This is a genomic window from Thalassobellus citreus (genome assembly GCF_044385915.1).
Taxonomy (GTDB): domain Bacteria; phylum Bacteroidota; class Bacteroidia; order Flavobacteriales; family Flavobacteriaceae; genus Thalassobellus; species Thalassobellus citreus.
This window is the reverse complement of record NZ_JBISCC010000127.1, coordinates 97,986-116,404: the sequence shown is the minus strand read 5'-3', so window position 1 is coordinate 116,404 and position 18,419 is coordinate 97,986. Positions and strand designations below refer to the sequence as shown.

General features: G+C 31.5%; 12 protein-coding genes. 6 read left to right on the top strand and 6 right to left on the bottom strand.

Going from position 1 to position 18,419, the window contains the following annotated elements:
- Positions 1-8: 8 nt before the first annotated feature.
- The 6 genes from ACH5TX_RS14135 to panC all read right to left on the bottom strand — a co-directional run bounded on the left by ACH5TX_RS14135 (position 9) and on the right by panC (position 8,680).
- Positions 9-3,638, bottom strand: a complete 3,630-nt coding sequence (locus ACH5TX_RS14135) for a DUF8693 domain-containing protein (RefSeq protein WP_439340145.1) — start codon at positions 3,636-3,638, stop codon at positions 9-11.
- Between the two features lie 290 nt (positions 3,639-3,928).
- The gene (gene radA, locus ACH5TX_RS14130) at positions 3,929-5,287 is read right to left on the bottom strand and encodes a DNA repair protein RadA (protein WP_439340144.1); all 1,359 of its coding nucleotides are present in this window, start codon (positions 5,285-5,287) and stop codon (positions 3,929-3,931) included.
- Positions 5,287-6,438, bottom strand: a complete 1,152-nt coding sequence (locus ACH5TX_RS14125; RefSeq protein WP_439340143.1) for an alpha/beta hydrolase — start codon at positions 6,436-6,438, stop codon at positions 5,287-5,289. Before ACH5TX_RS14125 ends, radA begins: the two co-directional genes overlap by 1 nt.
- Positions 6,439-6,506: 68 nt before the next feature.
- Positions 6,507-7,460, bottom strand: coding sequence for a lysylphosphatidylglycerol synthase transmembrane domain-containing protein (locus ACH5TX_RS14120; protein ID WP_439340142.1), 954 nt, complete (start codon positions 7,458-7,460; stop codon positions 6,507-6,509).
- A 4-nt stretch (positions 7,461-7,464) separates the two neighbouring features.
- The gene (gene panD / locus ACH5TX_RS14115) at positions 7,465-7,815 is read right to left on the bottom strand and encodes an aspartate 1-decarboxylase (RefSeq protein ID WP_439340141.1); all 351 of its coding nucleotides are present in this window, start codon (positions 7,813-7,815) and stop codon (positions 7,465-7,467) included.
- 13 nt (positions 7,816-7,828) lie between these two features.
- Positions 7,829-8,680, bottom strand: a complete 852-nt coding sequence (gene panC / locus ACH5TX_RS14110) for a pantoate--beta-alanine ligase (RefSeq protein WP_439340140.1) — start codon at positions 8,678-8,680, stop codon at positions 7,829-7,831.
- Between the two features lie 203 nt (positions 8,681-8,883).
- Here panC and ACH5TX_RS14105 point away from each other — a divergent pair, with 203 nt between their 5' ends.
- The 6 genes from ACH5TX_RS14105 to ACH5TX_RS14080 all read left to right on the top strand — a co-directional run bounded on the left by ACH5TX_RS14105 (position 8,884) and on the right by ACH5TX_RS14080 (position 18,393).
- Entirely contained in the window at positions 8,884-9,693 is an 810-nt protein-coding gene (locus ACH5TX_RS14105; RefSeq protein ID WP_439340139.1) for a glycogen/starch synthase, read from the top strand.
- A 24-nt stretch (positions 9,694-9,717) separates the two neighbouring features.
- Positions 9,718-11,316 carry a BamH family beta-barrel-assembly machinery protein gene (bamH, locus tag ACH5TX_RS14100; protein WP_439340138.1) on the top strand — a complete coding sequence of 533 codons (1,599 nt, stop codon included), beginning with the start codon at positions 9,718-9,720 and terminating at the stop codon, positions 11,314-11,316.
- Between the two features lie 163 nt (positions 11,317-11,479).
- Positions 11,480-13,333 (top strand): glutamine--fructose-6-phosphate transaminase (isomerizing), encoded by a 1,854-nt coding sequence (gene glmS, locus ACH5TX_RS14095; protein ID WP_439340137.1) that lies wholly within the window; start codon positions 11,480-11,482, stop codon positions 13,331-13,333.
- A 206-nt stretch (positions 13,334-13,539) separates the two neighbouring features.
- The gene (locus ACH5TX_RS14090) at positions 13,540-16,344 is read left to right on the top strand and encodes a TonB-dependent receptor (RefSeq protein WP_439340136.1); all 2,805 of its coding nucleotides are present in this window, start codon (positions 13,540-13,542) and stop codon (positions 16,342-16,344) included.
- Positions 16,345-16,527: 183 nt separating this feature from the next.
- Entirely contained in the window at positions 16,528-18,036 is a 1,509-nt protein-coding gene (gene atpD / locus ACH5TX_RS14085) for a F0F1 ATP synthase subunit beta (RefSeq protein WP_439336502.1), read from the top strand.
- A 78-nt stretch (positions 18,037-18,114) separates the two neighbouring features.
- Complete coding sequence (locus ACH5TX_RS14080; RefSeq protein WP_439336501.1) at positions 18,115-18,393, top strand: F0F1 ATP synthase subunit delta/epsilon; 279 nt, start codon at positions 18,115-18,117, stop codon at positions 18,391-18,393.
- The last annotated feature ends 26 nt before the right edge of the window (positions 18,394-18,419 follow it).

Below are 18,419 nucleotides of genomic sequence, written 5' to 3'. Positions count from 1 at the left end.
TTAAATTTTTAATTAACTATTATTTTTTTAGTAAACACTTGGTGATCTTCCGTTCTAAAGTAAGTAACATAAGTACCACTTGATATATTTGAAATGTTTAATCCATTATTTAAACTTTCTTGTGATACTTCTCTGAACTCTAGAACTGTTTGACCTAACATATTCACTAGTGATATTTTAGATACTGAAGTATTTAACTTTTTAGCATACAACTTATGATCAGAGTTTTTATAATAAATAAAATTCTCTGTAGCTAATGCTTCTTCTGTACTTAAACTTTGTTGTTCTGATTGAAATACGATTTCAAATCTTGTATTAAACTTCCCTTGATCGGATGTAAACTGATAAGCTGTATCTTCTCTTAAATTAAAATAGGTACCTGTTTGATTATCTTTCAAATAGATTTCTTGGCTTTCATCTATATTTTCTAGTTCTGTAATTTTAATATCAAAGGTATTACTGCCTGATGATTTAAAATTTAATGGCACTACTTTGTCTGCGGTTATCTCGCTATAAGCTTGAATATTCATATCTTGACCATCTAAACTTAAATGTAGATCGTTATTATTAACTTCTGTGTTTTTGGCATCAAATCCATAATCGTATTCATCACTCGTATCCGGACTAAAACCTAAAAGTAATTCTCTTCTTGTTTTTGGACCAATTACCGAATTAAATTCTAATCGCAGTTTTTGCATACTATTATCAATAACTTCTTTATTTGAAGTATTACTTTTTGATGATTTACTATTACCTGATTTTGAAAACACAGAACCATTATCATATGTACCATCCGCATCAGCTTCTTTTATAAATACTCGTTGACTATTATTGAATTCAACCGTTCCATCTGTTATAATTTCTACTATAAAACCCTGTCCTACCGGAAGATATCTAGATGGTGTTATTGTTCCATCTTGCTGACCATTTGTAGCTCCATAAAAACCAACAAATTGGTATGCTCTAATAGATCCTAATTTGTTTACCTGCGCATAACCACCATTATATTCATCAAGATTATGTGAAGAGCCACTCCATTGTTGCCATAAATTTAATGTTCCGTCAATTATTCCTGCATTATCATCTATAAACTTATAAATATCTAATGCTGATGGATATGGATTTCCTAATAAGTATTCTGTTTTTGACACATTAGCAACAGATCCTGGACCACCAACATCTGTAACATCTACTAATATAGTGCCGTTATTTGGTTTCCCTTCAAAAATATATTGTTGTTCTGAATCTGGAATTCCTGTCCCTTTTTGGGTATAACCAACTCCTGGTTTTAAATTTGCTGAGGGGGCAATTTGCGCCCAATCCCAATAGGTTTTTCCATTTATAAACGTGTACAACCAATAGGTACTTATATTGCCATTAGCAGTATAAGCTGATGTAAATTGACAATTCATTTCTGAATCGTCTTTTAACAATTCTAATCTGTAATCTGAATTATTTGAATTATTGATTGCTCCATTATTATCTGATAAAATAGTTACTCCTGTTGCTCCAACTGGAGATGCCCAATAGTTATACCAATAAGCACTAGCTGTTCCTTCTTGACGTCTTTTTATTTTTCCTGTTGATGAGGTCACCAAATCGCTATTACTGGTTTGTATTAATTGAGAATCATCTTGTAAATCTAAGGTTCCGTTTAATTCTAAATAGGAACTATTTTCTACTAAATAATCTCCTTGAACTGTTAATTTCTTATCTGTATCAATTATAAGACCTAATGTTTTAACATTATGATTAGCATTAACATCACTCAATATTTTTACAATACTCCAGTCTTTATTAGTTGCTGCATCTTCAATATCCCATACATCACCATGCAACCAAGTAGACTCTAATGACCAAGAACCATCGCTTAATGATTGATAAGGCATTGGTGCTGTTTGCTGTTGCATACTAGTAATATTATGCAATTTAGTAATTCTATTGTTTAAGGAATAATCCGTTGTTCTATCATAAGATACTATATCTAACATTGGATAATATGCAATTAGACTAGACCACAGCACAGGGTTATTAGTTGATATATCTTTAGAAATAACAACCCCTTTAACATTACCTGAATTTTCTTCTATCTCTTGATAAACCATTTGTTGTATTTGATCATCTGTAAGTAATTTATTAAATACTCTTACTTCATCTATATCTCCTTTAAAATACTCCCTATTTGCGGTAATTTCTGAGGTTCTTCCAACTTCAAAATTCCCATTAGAAGATACTGTATTTTGAATTGAAGCTCCAGTTATTCCTGTATTTTGTGTATCAACCAAAACTCCATCTACATAAATTTTTATTAAACCAGTATTACTAGAAAAACTTCCTGTAATATGGTGCCACTCATCTAAATTGATAGCACTACAACTACACCCTCCTGCAAACTGCGTAGAATTACTAGCAGTTGTTATAGTAAATGTTGGCCTATTCCCATTTTTTAAAGACATTTTACAACCTAACCCTTCTCCTGCAATAGTCATGTCAGTTGTATTACCTGTATCAGATTTCACCCAAGCCATAAGTGTTACATCATTTAATCCATTTATAAATTCTGGCGTAGACAAATAATCATCAACTCCATCAAAATCAAGCTTAGATTCAACAATAAAAGGGTTTATTATAATGTTTCCTCCACAATTCTCTAATATTTCAGCTGTAGTTGCTGGAATAGTTACATCTAAAAGAACATCAACATCTTCAACACATGATGCACAAACAGTATCAAAACCACCACCATCATCTATATCATAATACATATGCCCTGTAATAGAAGCTCCACTTGTTAACGAGGCTGTATTCCTTACTATAAGTACAGAATTAACATCATTCCCAATTAAATCGTCATTACTTAATGATATATTATTTAAAACCATTGCATCATTATTAAAAAACGTAGCTGTACCAAAATTTAAGTTTCCATCTAAAACAAACAACCCATTATTTGTATAATCTGCATTCAAACTCATGTCAGTATGGATATAAACCGAACAATTATTTTTTAATGAACTCGCACCTCCTGAAGATAAAGAACCATAAACTTCTAAAAGACCACAATTTGAATATTCACTAGCAATACTGGCGTCTCCCTGAACAATAGTACTTCCGGTACTAAAAGAAACAAATTCAACACTACCTCCTAATTGTAAATCACCTCCAATGTTTAAAGATTGTCCTGCATTAAAAATTTTAGAAGAACCAGAAGGATTAAACGTTCCAGGAATAAAAACACTACCAGTTTCATAAATATAAAGATTTACATTTTGAAATGACGGATTGGTTGGAAAATCAATATTACCTTCAACCAACACATTAGCTCCATTAATACTAGATATCGTTCCAGAATAAGTTACACCAGGCGCGATATAAAGAAATCCCTTAAAACCACTATTTGCAATAACATCACTATTATCATCTAAAATAGCAACACTATCTCCTCCACCCACTGAGCTTGGAGCAGCTATGGAGCTCCCCATACTATCTACCCAACCTAATGCATCTGTATATGTATAAGTAAAGCTTGACGGCAAATTTGGTGGAGCGAATGTGAATATTTCACATGTTTGAGCACTTAACTTAAAAAAGAATAAGAAACATATAAAAAAGACATTTAATGTTTTTGTAAGTTTCATAATATCGTTCTATTAAAAATTTATAATTAAATAAACAATCTGCTATGAAGACTTGAAGGAAAAAATAATCTTCATTAAATCACTACATGGATTTAAATAAATTAATAGAACAATATTAAATATTAATCAGCTTAAAAACTAATTAATATTTATTTTTTATCGATTAAAGAACAATAATTTCGATGAAAAGCATTTTTGTGAAGGCTTTTTTCTACAAATAAGAAAACAAAAACTAAAAAACTAACTACAACAAACATAACTTAGAACAAACAAGAAACTTATAAAATTATTTAAACCACAAACTCAACCAAATCCTCAATTTTAGAAATCAATTGAATTTTAATAACAGTATTTTTTAAAGAAATTTTATTGTATTTAGATACAAAAATGGTTGAAAACCCTAATTTTTCGGCTTCAAGAATACGTTGTCCTACACGTTGAACAGGACGAATTTCTCCAGATAAACCAACCTCGGCAGCAAAACAAAAATCTTTCTGCAAAGCTACATCTTCATTAGAAGATAAAATAGAAGCAACCACTGCCAAATCTATAGCAGGGTCATCAACAGTAATACCACCTGTTATATTTAAAAATACATCTTTTGCTCCTAAACGAAAACCTGCTCGTTTTTCTAAAACAGCCAGAAGCATATTTAAGCGTTTAGCATTAAATCCTGTGGCACTTCTTTGAGGTGTTCCGTAAACAGCTGTACTTACCAAAGCTTGCACTTCAATCATTAAAGGGCGCATACCTTCAAGAGTAGCTGCTATTGTATTTCCTGATAATTCTTCGTCTTTCTTAGAAATTAAAATTTCTGAAGGATTAGAAACTTCTCGCAAACCAGAGCCTTGCATTTCATAAATTCCTAGTTCGTTTGTAGAACCGAACCGGTTTTTATTAGCCCTTAAAATTCTGAAAACATGATTACGATCTCCTTCAAATTGTAAAACAGTATCTACCATATGCTCTAAGATTTTAGGACCAGCAATATTGCCATCTTTTGTAATATGACCAATTAACAAAACGGGCGTAGCTGTTTCTTTAGCAAATTTTATAAGCTCTGTAGTACACTCTTTTATTTGAGAAATACTTCCTGAAGACGACTCTATATAATCGCTATGTAACGTTTGAATAGAATCTATAATAACAATATCAGGCTCTAAAGCTTCAATTTGTTTGAAAATATTCTGAGTTTTAGTTTCGGTAAGAATATAACAATTGTTGTTTTCAGGGTTAATGCGTTCTGCTCGCATTTTTATTTGTTTCTGGCTTTCTTCGCCAGAAACGTAGAGTGTTTTATACGGTAGCTTTAATGAAATTTGAAGTAACAAAGTACTTTTCCCAATACCAGGTTCTCCTCCTAAAAGTGTTAATGACCCAGGAACTATTCCGCCTCCTAAAACGCGATTAAATTCACCATCAAAAGTATCTAAACGAGCTTCTTTTGATGCATCAATATCTTTTATTCGCAAAGGAATAGACACCCTTTTTGTGGTAGAAGTCGGTGTTTTCCAATCGTTTTTTTCAGGCTTTTGAATCACCTCTTCTACAACCGTATTCCATTCTTTACAGGCATTACACTGCCCTTGCCATTTAGCATATTGCGTTCCGCAGTTCTGACAAAAAAAAGTGGTTTTTACTTTAGCCATTAATACCCAAAATCTGCTTTAATTAAATCTGCCTTTTCAAGCACTAAATCTTTAGTAATACCTGCTATTTCTTTTAAGGTATAAGCCGATTGATAAGTCCGCATCGCCTTTTTAGGCTCACCTGTTTCTTCATAAAAACGCGCCAAATAATAACTTCCTAAAAGTGTTTCCGGATATGATTTTCTAGCCATTTTTCCTAAATCTTCATAATACTCAAAACTTTCATTTTTTTCTATTGCCGCAGAAATCGCTTTAAAATCGTTAATTAAAATCTGCTTATCAATTCCAAACAAATCTTTAATAGTTTGGTACTTTTCTTGAAGGTAAACAACGGGTGAAATTTCTAACTCAAGAATTGTTTCTTTATACTCTTTTTTACTAATAGGTTGAAAAACCTTAAACATACCTTCTATAGCATTTGGTATAGCGTGTGTAGGTACAGAATAATGTGACGGCCCTTCAAAACTATCAAAATCATAATATAAATTTTGGTTTTCAATATTAGAAACATCAGCATTTAAAGCTTTTGTCATTTTTTTAATAAATGACGCATCGTTATCTGTATTTGCTAAATAGTAAAATGTTTTAGAATCTACTTTAGCAAGCACTTCTGGAATATAATCAATCATATTTGGTGCTAATTCTGGACTAACAACTATATATCCTTGAAATAAAGGGTTTGGCTTTAACAAAAAATAATTAATATAGTTTGCAGTTTCTCCATGCCCAACAGCAACTCTAAAGTTAACAGTTCTATATTTGTTTTCTATATAAGGAATAAGTTCCATACCTATAAACTCAAAAAAGGCTGCGCCAGATTCAATAGGTAATGAGTTTTGCTCAGAATACATACAATCGTCATAACGCTTATTAAACTGATTAACACCAACAACAATGGCTTCTGGCATATCCTCCCAATAACTATAATAATCTACATTTCCTGCAACTGCTTCAAATAAATAATCGCCATCAAAGACTATAAAAATGGGATAACTTTTATCTTCATTTGCTTTATAGCCTCTAGGGAGTTGAATTTTTAATTCGCGTGTATCACCTAATTTTGAAGATTCTATAATTTCGTATTTAACTTGCGCCTCTATAAGTGGAGAGACAAAAAACAGAAATAAAAAGAAAAAAACAGAATGCTTCATTATGAATTGATTTGAGATTTAATAGCAGCAAGGTATGAAATAAAGAGAAACTACAAAATGTGTTTGTTCTACTTTTTTCTATTATAAATTGGTAAATAAATAAGTGATAGTCCTCCAAAAACAATAATCATAAGCGTTTGTGATGCCCACATAATCCAACCAAAAGCAATACTCGGTTCTTCAGGTATTCCAAAAATTGAAAAAGCTGCATAAATAGCTAATGGATAAGAACCAATACCACCATTAGTTGCAGCGATACTAAAACTTGCAGAAATAAAACCTATTAAAATAGCGCCTGCTGAAACCCCTTCTAAATCTTCTATAGCAAAAGACGTTACATAAAACATAAGCAAATACATAGCCCAAATAAAAAGGGTATGAAATATATAAGCCCATTTCTTTTTCATCTTAAAAACACTTAGAGCTCCTTCAATTAATCCAATGACGAACCCTCTAATTTTAAAAGCTATTTTTGAATTACTATTTTTTATAAATCTTGTAAAAAACAGTAACAAAACCCCTCCTAAAACAAGGGCTATAATAATTTTTGTGGGATTGAATTTTTCAATTAAAAAACCATAAATAAAATCGAATTGAAGAAAAAGAGTAATTATAATTATACCCAGCATAACAATCAAATCGGCTATTCGCTCTGCTACTATGGTTCCAAACCCCTTCTCAAAAGGCACGTCTTCATAATTTGTTAGTATAGATGCCCTAGCAACTTCACCTGCTCTAGGAATGGTATAATTTATTAAATAGGTAGCAAAAACAGCCATAACACTATTTCCAAACCTAATACTATACCCCATAGGTTCTAACTGAAAACGCCAGCGGTAAGCACGCGACAAATGACTTAACAGCCCTAAAAACATACCCAAAACCACCCAAGTGTAATCGGCCTTTTTAGCATAAACTAACAATTCTTCTATAGAAACTTTAGATAGAGAATACCAGACTAAAAAAACTCCCAATAATAATGGGAGTGTAATTTTTAGTATGTTCTTTATCTTTTTATTCAAAAGCTTATTTTAATAAGTTTGTAGCTTCATCTGGAAACACTAAAGATGGTTTAAACACCTTAGCTTCCTCAATATCCATAAAAGCATAGGTAATTAAAATTAAGGTATCTCCAACTGAAACTTTTCTAGCAGCTGCACCATTAAGCGTAATTTCTCCGCTATTTCGTGGCCCTGGAATGCAATATGTTTCTAAACGCTCTCCATTATCGTTATTTACAATTTGAACTTTTTCGCCTTGTATAATATTGGCAGCATTCATAAGATCTTCATCTATAGTTATACTTCCTATATAATTGAGTTCAGCACCTGTGCATTTTACTCTATGAATTTTAGATTTTACTACTTGTATTTGCATGTGGCAAAGATAATTAATTTAAAGCGATATTATCTATAAGTCTAATATCATCTGCATAGGCGGCTATAAATGCTCTATACGTTTTTTTGTTAGATTTTCGTTTTACGGATTTCAAGGTTTCGGTATCTGCAATAATAAAATATTCTAATTTTAACAAATCATGCTTTGCAAACTCATTTTCAACCCATTCCATTACTTTATTAGCACTTTTTGTGCCAAATTTAATTTTGGCAGTTTTTAAAGTTTTATAAATAAACGGTGCTGCCTCTTTATATTCTGGTTTTAACCTTGTATTACGAGAACTCATAGCTAAACCCGATGCCTCTCTATGAATTTCACAACCTACTATATTTAAAGGAATATGATGTTTCTCAACTAATTTCCTGATAATTTGAAGTTGCTGAAAATCTTTTTCACCAAAATAAGCATTATCTGGTTTTACAATTTCAAAAAGTCGTTTTACTATAGTACCTACACCGTCAAAATGTCCGTCACGAAACCTACCTTCCATTTCAAACTCTAAACCATCAAAATCAAACGATTCAGAAACTGTATTTCCACCATAAACATCATCTACAGTAGGCGCATATACCAAAATAGCATCTTTACTTACTGTTTTTAGTAACTCTACATCATTATCTAATGTTCTTGGGTACTTTTTTAAATCTTCTTTATTATCAAATTGTGTGGGATTCACAAAAATACTAACAACAACCCTATCATTATTTTCTAAAGCCTTTTTAACTAATTCTAAATGCCCCTCATGCAGTGCTCCCATAGTAGGAACTAATCCTACAGTTATATTTTTAGATTTTAAAACATCTAAAGCCGCTGTAATTTGCTGTTTTTCTGAGTGTATTTCCACTTTTTAATAAAAATTTAACGGGTGCAAACTTAAGATTTTACAGTGAAACTGCATAAATTTTTGTACTTTTGCGTGTTTTTTATTTTGATTTTTTCAAAAAGGAACAACATTTGTGTATAATACATCATATTATTTCTTCTTAAATACAAGGAATCATTATTTATTAATACGACAATCATTATTAAGTCAACAAAAACAAACATATGAAAGATAAGAGGATATTATACGTATCATCTGAAGTAGTGCCTTATTTACCTGAAACCGAAATTTCTTCAATGTCTTTTGAAGCACCTCGATTAGTAAATCAACAAGGTGGACAAATTCGAATTTTCATGCCTAAGTACGGCAATATTAATGAAAGAAGGCATCAATTACACGAAGTTATAAGATTATCTGGAATAAATTTAGTTATTAACGACTTAGATATGCCTCTTATAATAAAAGTGGCTTCTATACCTAAAGAGCGTATTCAAGTTTATTTTATTGATAATGAGGAATACTTTAAAAGAAAAGCTACATTAACAGATGAAGCCGGAAAACTGTTTTCTGATAATGATGAACGTGCAATTTTCTTTGCAAAAGGTGTTATTGAAACTGTAAAAAAATTAAACTGGTCGCCAGATGTTATTCATGTACACGGTTGGTTAGCAGCTTTACTTCCTGTTTACTTAAAAGAGTATTATAAAGACGAACCTTTATTTAACCAAAGTAAAATTGTTACTTCTATCTACAATCAAAGTTTTAACAATACTTTAAATAAAGATATGATCAATAAGGTTAAATTTGACAATATTAATGAAGAAGCTATTACTGTGCTTGAAGAACCGTCATTTAACAACTTAATGAAAATTGCTATTGACCATTCTGATGCATTAATAATAGGATCTGAAGATATTACAGATGAATTAAATGATTATTTAAAAGCATCAAACAAACCTATTTTAGAGTACAAAAGCAAAGATGAATTTGGAGAAGCATACACCAACTTTTTTAATACAGAAGTTTTAAGCTAAACCTACATATTCATTATATTATATATGAAAAAGATAATTAAAGCCCTTAAACTACCTATTACTTTTATTTTAATCCTTATTTCCTTTATCGCTTGCGATAAGGATTTTACTGTAATAGAAAGTGATGTTTTGGGTAAAGAAAATTCTAACTTTTTAACAGATAGTGTTTATTTACCTATATCAGCATATAATAAAAAACTCGATTCATTACAGGTTAACGGGCTATCCTCCAATCTATTAGGTTTTTTTAATGATCCAGCTTATGGAAAAACTACAGCTAATATTGTAGCTCAAATTACCCCAACTACATTTAATCCCGATTTTGGAAAAAACACTAAAATTGAATCTGTTGTATTAACTATTCCATATTTTAGCAGAGCTATAACCGATTCTACTTATACAATTAATGATTCATTATATGGCAATTCTCCAATTAAATTATCTATCTATAAAAATGATTATTTCTTAAGAGATTTTGATCCAAACTCAACTCTTGGAACGTCTCAAAAATATTATTCAAAATCCGATGGAACAGTTTTAAATGGAACTTCCGTTATTAATTTTGAAGATCATAAAAGTGATATAATATTTGAAGATGACAGTTTCACCCCTAGTAATAAAAGAATAAGTCTAGATGACACAGATGCTGATGGAAATACTACAACTACATATTCTACACCTGCTTTTAAAACAGAATTAGACACTCTTTTTTGGAGAAATACAATTATCAATAAACAAGATGACCCTGTATTAAGTAATGCTAGTAATTTTAATAATTACTTTAGAGGGTTATACTTCAAAGCAGAAGCTATTAATGATGAAGGTAATATGATTTTATTAAACCTAGCATCAACTGAAGCTAATATTATTATTAATTATTCTAAAGACTCTTCGGTTGCAGGAGAAAGAACACAAGCAACATATCAACTTAATTTTACAGGAAATAAAATTAATACATTTACTACTGATTACAATTTAGTAACATTACAAAATGGAAATAAAATTTCTGGAGACGAAAAACTTTATTTAAAAGGTACAGGCTCTATGGCTATTGTAAATTTATTTAAAGACCAAAGCGCTTTTGATAATTTCATTAATGATTATAGAATCTCTGATGGAAATGGAGGTTTTATTAAACAAGATAATACCGATGATTATAAACTTAAAAGGCTTATTAATGACGTCTTTTTAATTGTTTATGAAGATGAAGACATCAATATTGGCTCATATAGCAATGAATTTCACAAATATGACCGTATTTACGCATACGATATTAAAAACAATCAATCCACTATTGATTATCAAATAGATCCTATTGATTCTAAATTAATAAGTTTAAGTCAAAGAGACACTATTCTAGGAAAATACAAAATACGTCTTACAGAATATTTAAATAATATACTGCTTAGAGACTCTATTAATACAAAAATCGGATTAGTACTATCAAATAATGTAAATTATACTAATAATGCTGAAATTTTAAGCAGTGATGATGATGTAACAGGTGTACCTGCAGCAGCTATAATAAGTCCGAGAGGCACTATTTTACATGGTAGTAATTCAAATAATGATGATAAAAAATTGAAATTGAAAATATTTTATACAGAACCTAAAGATAATTAATAAGTTATACTGTACTGGATTTTCATTTTTAACTAAATTAATAATTGTAAAAAATGAATTTCATCGTATAAAATAAGGACTTTATATAAAAACTATTATTCATTAATATTTATTTTACATATTTGCTATAAATTATTGAACCCCAAAATCTAAATTAAAAATTATGTGTGGAATTGTTGGATATATTGGTTACAGAGAAGCTTACCCTATTGTAATAGAAGGACTTAAACGCTTAGAATATAGAGGTTATGATAGTGCTGGTATCGCATTATTTGATGGCTCAAACCTTAAAGTAGCTAAAACAAAAGGGAAAGTAGTTGATTTAGAAGAACGCTCCGATAAAGAAATAACAAAAACTGGTAATGTAGGAATAGGTCATACACGTTGGGCGACTCATGGTGTTCCTAATGATGTTAACTCTCACCCTCATCTTTCAAACTCTGGTGAACTTGTAATTATACATAATGGTATTATTGAAAATTACGATTCGCTAAAACAAGAATTAATATCCAGAGGATATACTTTTCATTCTGATACTGATACAGAAGTCTTAATAAATTTAATTGAAGATGTAAAAAAGCAAGAAAATGTAAAACTTGGTCAAGCTGTTCAAATTGCATTAAACCAAGTTATTGGCGCTTATGCTATTGCTGTTTTTGATAAAAATAAACCAGAAGAAGTTGTTGTTGCTCGTCTTGGAAGCCCTTTAGCCATAGGCATTGGGAAAAACGAAGATGAATTTTTCATTGCAAGTGATGCATCACCTTTTCTAGAATATACTAAAAATGCCGTTTATTTAGAAGATGAAGAAATGGCAGTTATTAGATTTCATAAAGGTATAAAAATTAGAAAAATTAAAGACGATTCTTTGGTCCCTACATATGTTCAAGAATTACAATTAAATTTAGAGCAAATAGAAAAAGGTGGTTATGATCATTTCATGCTAAAAGAAATTCATGAACAACCAAAAGCAATAACAGATACTTATAGAGGAAGATTATTAAGAAACGAAGCTATTATTAAAATGGCAGGTGTTGAAGATAATATGAAAAAATTCCTCAATGCAAACCGCATTATTATTGTTGCATGTGGTACATCATGGCATGCTGGTTTGGTTGCTGAATATATTTTTGAAGATTTAGCAAGAATACCTGTAGAAGTAGAATATGCCTCTGAATTTAGATATAGAAACCCCGTAATTACAGAAAATGATGTGGTTATAGCCATTTCACAATCTGGAGAAACAGCAGATACACTTGCCGCTATAAAATTAGCAAAATCTAAAGGCGCTTTTGTTTTTGGTGTTTGTAATGTAGTAGGGTCTTCTATTGCTAGAGAATCTGATGCTGGAGCATATACACATGCAGGTCCAGAAATAGGTGTAGCATCTACAAAAGCATTTACAACACAAATTACTGTATTAACACTAATGGCTCTAAGATTAGCTAGAGCTAAAGGCACTATTAGTAGTTCTGATTTCCGTCAACACTTATTAGAATTAGAAATGATTCCTAAAAAAGTAGAAAAAGCTTTAGAATCAGATTCTATTATTAAACAAATTGCCGACATATATAAAGAGTCTTCTAACTGTTTATACCTTGGAAGAGGCTATAATTTCCCAGTTGCTCTAGAAGGTGCATTAAAATTAAAGGAGATATCATATATACATGCTGAAGGTTACCCTGCAGCCGAAATGAAACATGGACCTATTGCTTTAATTGATGAAAACATGCCTATTGTTGTAATTGCAACAAAAAAAGGACATTATGAAAAAGTAGTTAGTAATATTCAAGAAATTAAATCTAGAAAAGGTAAGATAATCGGTATTGTAACAGAAGGAGATGTACAAGTAAAAGAGCTAGCAGATCATGTTATAGAAGTTCCTGAGACATTAGAATCTTTATCTCCTCTTTTAACTACTATCCCTTTACAATTATTATCGTATCATATTGCTGTTCTACTAAATAAAAATGTAGATCAGCCAAGAAATTTAGCAAAATCAGTTACAGTGGAATAACTTTCAATGCTATTAACGTATCATAACACTACGACTAAAACATGACAAAACATCATATTTTAGTCTTTTTTTTGCTAAAAACACAACAAAACACATTTTTTTTTAACAAAAAGTACTATGCGTGCATAATTTTTTTATATTTTTATGCTCAAGTGATATTCAAAAAACATATATTGCTACCCTAAAAATTAACTAATTCTTACTAAATGAAAACAATTATCCAATTTTTATTGTTCCTTTTTTGCTCTATAGCGTTATCACAAACAACAATTACTGGTTCTGTTTTAGATGATAACAGCCAGCCCATTCCTGGAACTAACATAATCATTGTTGGAACTTCTACGGGAACCGTAACAGATTTTGATGGGAATTTTACCTTAAGCTATAACCAAAATCCTCCTTTCGATGTACAGGCAAGTAGTGTTGGTTTTGAATCTATGACCATTGAAGTTACCAGTAACAACCAAATATTAAGTTTTGTACTTAACGAAGGTACTTCTTTAGATGAAATTGTAATTTCAGCTTCAAGAACTCCTGAAAGTATAAGAGAATCTCCTGTTACTATTGAAAGATTTAATGTTAAAGATATTCAATTAGCAACCTCTCCAGATTTTTACTCAAGTTTAGAAAATTTAAAAGGAGTTGATGTAAATAAAGGAAGCTTAACTTTTAATGCTGTTAATACACGTGGATTTGCAAGTTTTGCAAACACACGATTTGTTCAACTAGTTGATGGTATGGACAATTCTCTACCTGGATTAAATTTTGCCTTAGGGAATATTTTGGGATTGAGTGAACTTGATATAAGTAGCGTGGAAATATTACCAGGAGCATCTTCTGCTCTATATGGGGCAAATGCTTTTAATGGTATTTTATTTATGACCAGTAAAGACCCTTTTGATTACCAAGGAGTAAGTGCCTATGTAAAAACAGGGTTAACAGTACAGGATGAAGCTGGTGATAATCAATTTCATGATTTTGGATTTCGAGCTGCTCATGCCTTCAGTGATAAATTTGCTGCAAAAGCATCTTTTTCTTATTTAAGAGGGACCGATTGGTTTGCATCAGACGATAATCAATACACGTTAGGTGCAGTAGGTACAGTTGATGCAATAGATCCTTTTAGATCTGGACCTGCTCATGATGGATTAAATATATATGGTGACGAAGTAAGTTTAGCGGCTTCTGGCTTAAATCTTAATCAAGTTGCGCAACAATTAGAAGGCAGTATTCTTCCTATTGGAGCAAGTGCATTAGTACCAGCAGTAAATGTAGCAAGAACAGGCTATAAAGAATCAGATTTAACCGATTATAAAGCTGAAAGTATAAAGGCTTACTTTACACTAAATTATAGACCTTTTGGAAATAACACAGAAGTTATTTGGAGTTCTAAAATAGGAAAGGGTTCTTCTATATACCAAGGATCAAATAGATATGCCATAAAAGATTTCGCCTTACAACAACACAAATTAGAATTTAGAGGCGATAATTTTTTCCTTAGAGGTTATACCACTATAGAAAATGCTGGAAACTCATATGATATGCGTTTTACAGGAATTAACATGAATAAAGTTGGAGCAACACAGTGGTTTGGCGCATATGCTGCAGCCTATGCTCAAGGTGCTGGACAAATATTAGGTGGTGGTGGAAACCCAAACGATCCTACTGTTCAATCTCAATTGCACGCTGGAGCTAGAACATTTGCAGATACTAATTATACACCACAACCAGGAACTCCTGAATTTATTTCATTATTTAATAAAGTTACAAATGACCCAGACATTACAACTGGATCTAAATTAGTAGATGAATCTAAAATGGATATTGTAGATGGAAATTATAACTTTAGAGATTTACTAAATAATGTTGTAGACTTACAAATAGGTGGTCAATACAGACAATATTCATTGAATTCTAGCGGAAGTGTATTTACAGATTATGATGGTTCAATCGATTATCATGAATACGGAACTTACATACAAGGTATTAAAAAATTAATGGATGACCGATTAAAGATTACAGCTTCCATTCGTTATGATAAAAACGAATTTTTTGATGGCAGTTACTCACCAAGATTTTCATTAGTGTATGCGGCTGGAGAAAATAAACAACATAATTTTAGAGCGTCCTTACAAACAGGTTTTAGAAATCCAGATACACAAGCACTATTTATTGGTTTTGATGTAGGTAGAGCTATACTTGTAGGTTCAGCTCCAGATAATTTAGATAGAAGGTTACCAAATACTACTTTAACAGGAAGAGATGCTTACTCAAATGCTTACACATTATCATCAGTACAAGCATTTGCAGCTAGTGGAGGAACAACCTCTTTAACACCTGTAAATGGCACTGGTATTACACCCCTTGCAGAACAAGAAAAAGTTACAGCATTTGATGTTGGATATAGAGGAAAAATAAGCTTTGTAACTGTAGATTTTAATGCCTATTATAATACTTATGACAACTTTAGTGCTCAAAAATTTGTTGTGACTCCTAAATCTGGTTCAGTAACAGATGCATCAGGGGTTATTGATGTTGCTACAGGGAATTTTCAAGTTTTTAATGTATATACGAATTCATCAGCGGACGTTAGTTCTTATGGTGGAGTTATTGGTTTATCAACAAAAATTGCTAAAGAATTTAATTTAGGTCTAAACTATACTTATTCAAAATTAGATTTTAATCAATCAACTGATCCTGATTTTAGTGCTGGATTTAACACACCCGAACATAAAGTAAAAGTGTCTTTAGGAAATCCTGAATTATTTAAAAATTTCGGATTCAATATTAATGCACGTTGGAGTGATAAATATTTTTGGCAAGCAACTATAGCTAATGCCATGATACCTGCAAGAACAGTAGTTGATGCACAAATAAACTATTTAGTACCTTCCATGAAATCTACATTTAAAATTGGAGGAACTAACCTAGGCGGAAAAGAATATCAAAGTGCAGTTGGGTCTCCTTTTATTGGTTCTCAATATTTTATTTCATGGACAATTAATAATTAATTGATTGGCGAAAAAATTATAACATAAATTATACTTTTAAAACACCTTCAATTAGAAGGTGTTTTTTTATTCCAAAAAACCTATTAAAACCACTTTTTTTTTAAATTAAAAAATATATCTTTGCACGCGAAAACTTAAACTGTTTTCACACAATTAAATCGCATAATATTAAACATATAAGTAATGTCTAAAGTTACAGGTAAAGTTGCACAAATAGTAGGTCCAGTTATCGACGTTGAATTCGGAGCAGGATCAGAACTTCCAAAAATTTACGATTCATTAGAAATAAAAAGACCTGATGGTTCTTTATTAGTTCTAGAAGTACAATCTCACATTGGTGAAGATACAGTACGTACTATTGCTATGGATTCTTCGGATGGTTTAAGTAGAGGAACAGAAGTTACTGCAACTGGAGCACCTATACAAATGCCAATTGGTGGAGATGTTTACGGACGTTTATTTAATGTAATTGGAGATGCTATTGATGGTCTTGGAGATTTACCTAAAGCTGGAGAAGCTGGGTTACCAATTCACCGTCAAGCACCAAAATTTGAAGATTTATCAACTTCTACTGAAGTTTTATTTACAGGTATTAAAGTAATTGACTTAATTGAACCTTATGCAAAAGGTGGTAAAATTGGTTTATTTGGTGGTGCTGGTGTAGGTAAAACAGTATTAATTCAAGAGTTGATTAACAATATAGCAAAAGGTCACGGTGGACTTTCAGTATTTGCTGGAGTTGGAGAAAGAACTCGTGAAGGAAATGACCTTTTAAGAGAGATGTTAGAATCTGGTATTATCAAATACGGTGATGACTTTATGCATTCTATGGAAGAAGGCGGATGGGATTTATCTAAAGTTGATAAAGCTGGAATGAAAGAATCTAAAGCAACGTTTGTATTCGGACAAATGAATGAGCCTCCTGGAGCACGTGCACGTGTTGCCTTATCTGGTTTAACTATTGCTGAGTATTTCCGTGATGGTGCTGGTGAAGGACAAGGGAAAGATGTACTTTTCTTCGTAGATAACATTTTCCGTTTTACACAAGCTGGATCTGAGGTATCTGCATTACTTGGTCGTATGCCTTCTGCGGTAGGTTACCAACCAACATTAGCAACAGAGATGGGTGCGATGCAAGAACGTATTACTTCAACTAAAAGAGGTTCTATTACATCTGTACAAGCGGTTTACGTACCTGCGGATGATTTAACCGATCCTGCTCCTGCTACAACCTTTGCTCACTTAGATGCAACAACTGTATTATCTCGTAAAATTGCTGAGTTAGGTATTTACCCTGCGGTAGATCCTTTAGATTCTACATCAAGAATTTTAACTGCTGATATTTTAGGAGAAGAGCATTATGCTTGTGCTCAAAGAGTAAAAGAGTTATTACAACGTTATAAAGAATTACAAGATATTATTGCTATCCTTGGTATGGAAGAATTATCTGAAGAAGATAAATTAGCTGTAGGTAGAGCGAGACGTGTTCAACGTTTCTTATCTCAACCTTTCCACGTGGCAGAACAATTTACAGGGATTCCAGGTGTATTAGTAGATATTAAAGAAACTATTAAAGGTTTTAACATGATTATGGATGGTGAATTAGATCGCTTACCAGAAGCAGCGTTTAACCTTAAAGGAACTATTGAAGAAGCTATTGAAGCTGGAGATAAAATGTTAGCTGAGGCTTAAAACTAGTATTCAGTTTGCGGTAACAGTTTGCAGTAAGCGACTGAATACTGAACACTGAATACTGAATACTGAAAAACTATGTATTTAGAAATTGTATCACCTGAAGCAACCCTATTTAGTGGAGAAGTAACTAGTATTTCTGCTCCTGGAGTAAATGGTGAATTTGAAATGCTTAAAAATCACGCTCCTATTGTTTCTTTATTGAAAGAAGGGTTTGTGAAAATTTCAGGTAGTATCGAATTAGAAAAAGAAGTTGAAGATAAATTTACTAAAGGAGACAAAGGCACTACTTTATTAAAAATAAATTCAGGAACTTTAGAAATGAAAGATAATAAAGTTATTGTTTTAGCAGATTAACTTTTATTTTAAAATATATTAAAAAC

What these genes read in the sequence shown, in the direction of transcription:
- radA (WP_439340144.1), bottom strand. Translation starts at nt 5,287, where the DNA reads ATGGCTAAAGTAAAAACCACTTTTTTTTGTCAGAACTGCGGAACGCAA.
- glmS (WP_439340137.1), top strand. Translation starts at nt 11,480, where the DNA reads ATGTGTGGAATTGTTGGATATATTGGTTACAGAGAAGCTTACCCTATT.
- atpD (WP_439336502.1), top strand. Translation starts at nt 16,528, where the DNA reads ATGTCTAAAGTTACAGGTAAAGTTGCACAAATAGTAGGTCCAGTTATC.
- ACH5TX_RS14080 (WP_439336501.1), top strand. Translation starts at nt 18,115, where the DNA reads ATGTATTTAGAAATTGTATCACCTGAAGCAACCCTATTTAGTGGAGAA.
- bamH (WP_439340138.1), top strand. Translation starts at nt 9,718, where the DNA reads ATGAAAAAGATAATTAAAGCCCTTAAACTACCTATTACTTTTATTTTA.
- ACH5TX_RS14105 (WP_439340139.1), top strand. Translation starts at nt 8,884, where the DNA reads ATGAAAGATAAGAGGATATTATACGTATCATCTGAAGTAGTGCCTTAT.
- ACH5TX_RS14090 (WP_439340136.1), top strand. Translation starts at nt 13,540, where the DNA reads ATGAAAACAATTATCCAATTTTTATTGTTCCTTTTTTGCTCTATAGCG.
- ACH5TX_RS14135 (WP_439340145.1), bottom strand. Translation starts at nt 3,638, where the DNA reads ATGAAACTTACAAAAACATTAAATGTCTTTTTTATATGTTTCTTATTC.
- panD (WP_439340141.1), bottom strand. Translation starts at nt 7,815, where the DNA reads ATGCAAATACAAGTAGTAAAATCTAAAATTCATAGAGTAAAATGCACA.
- ACH5TX_RS14125 (WP_439340143.1), bottom strand. Translation starts at nt 6,438, where the DNA reads ATGAAGCATTCTGTTTTTTTCTTTTTATTTCTGTTTTTTGTCTCTCCA.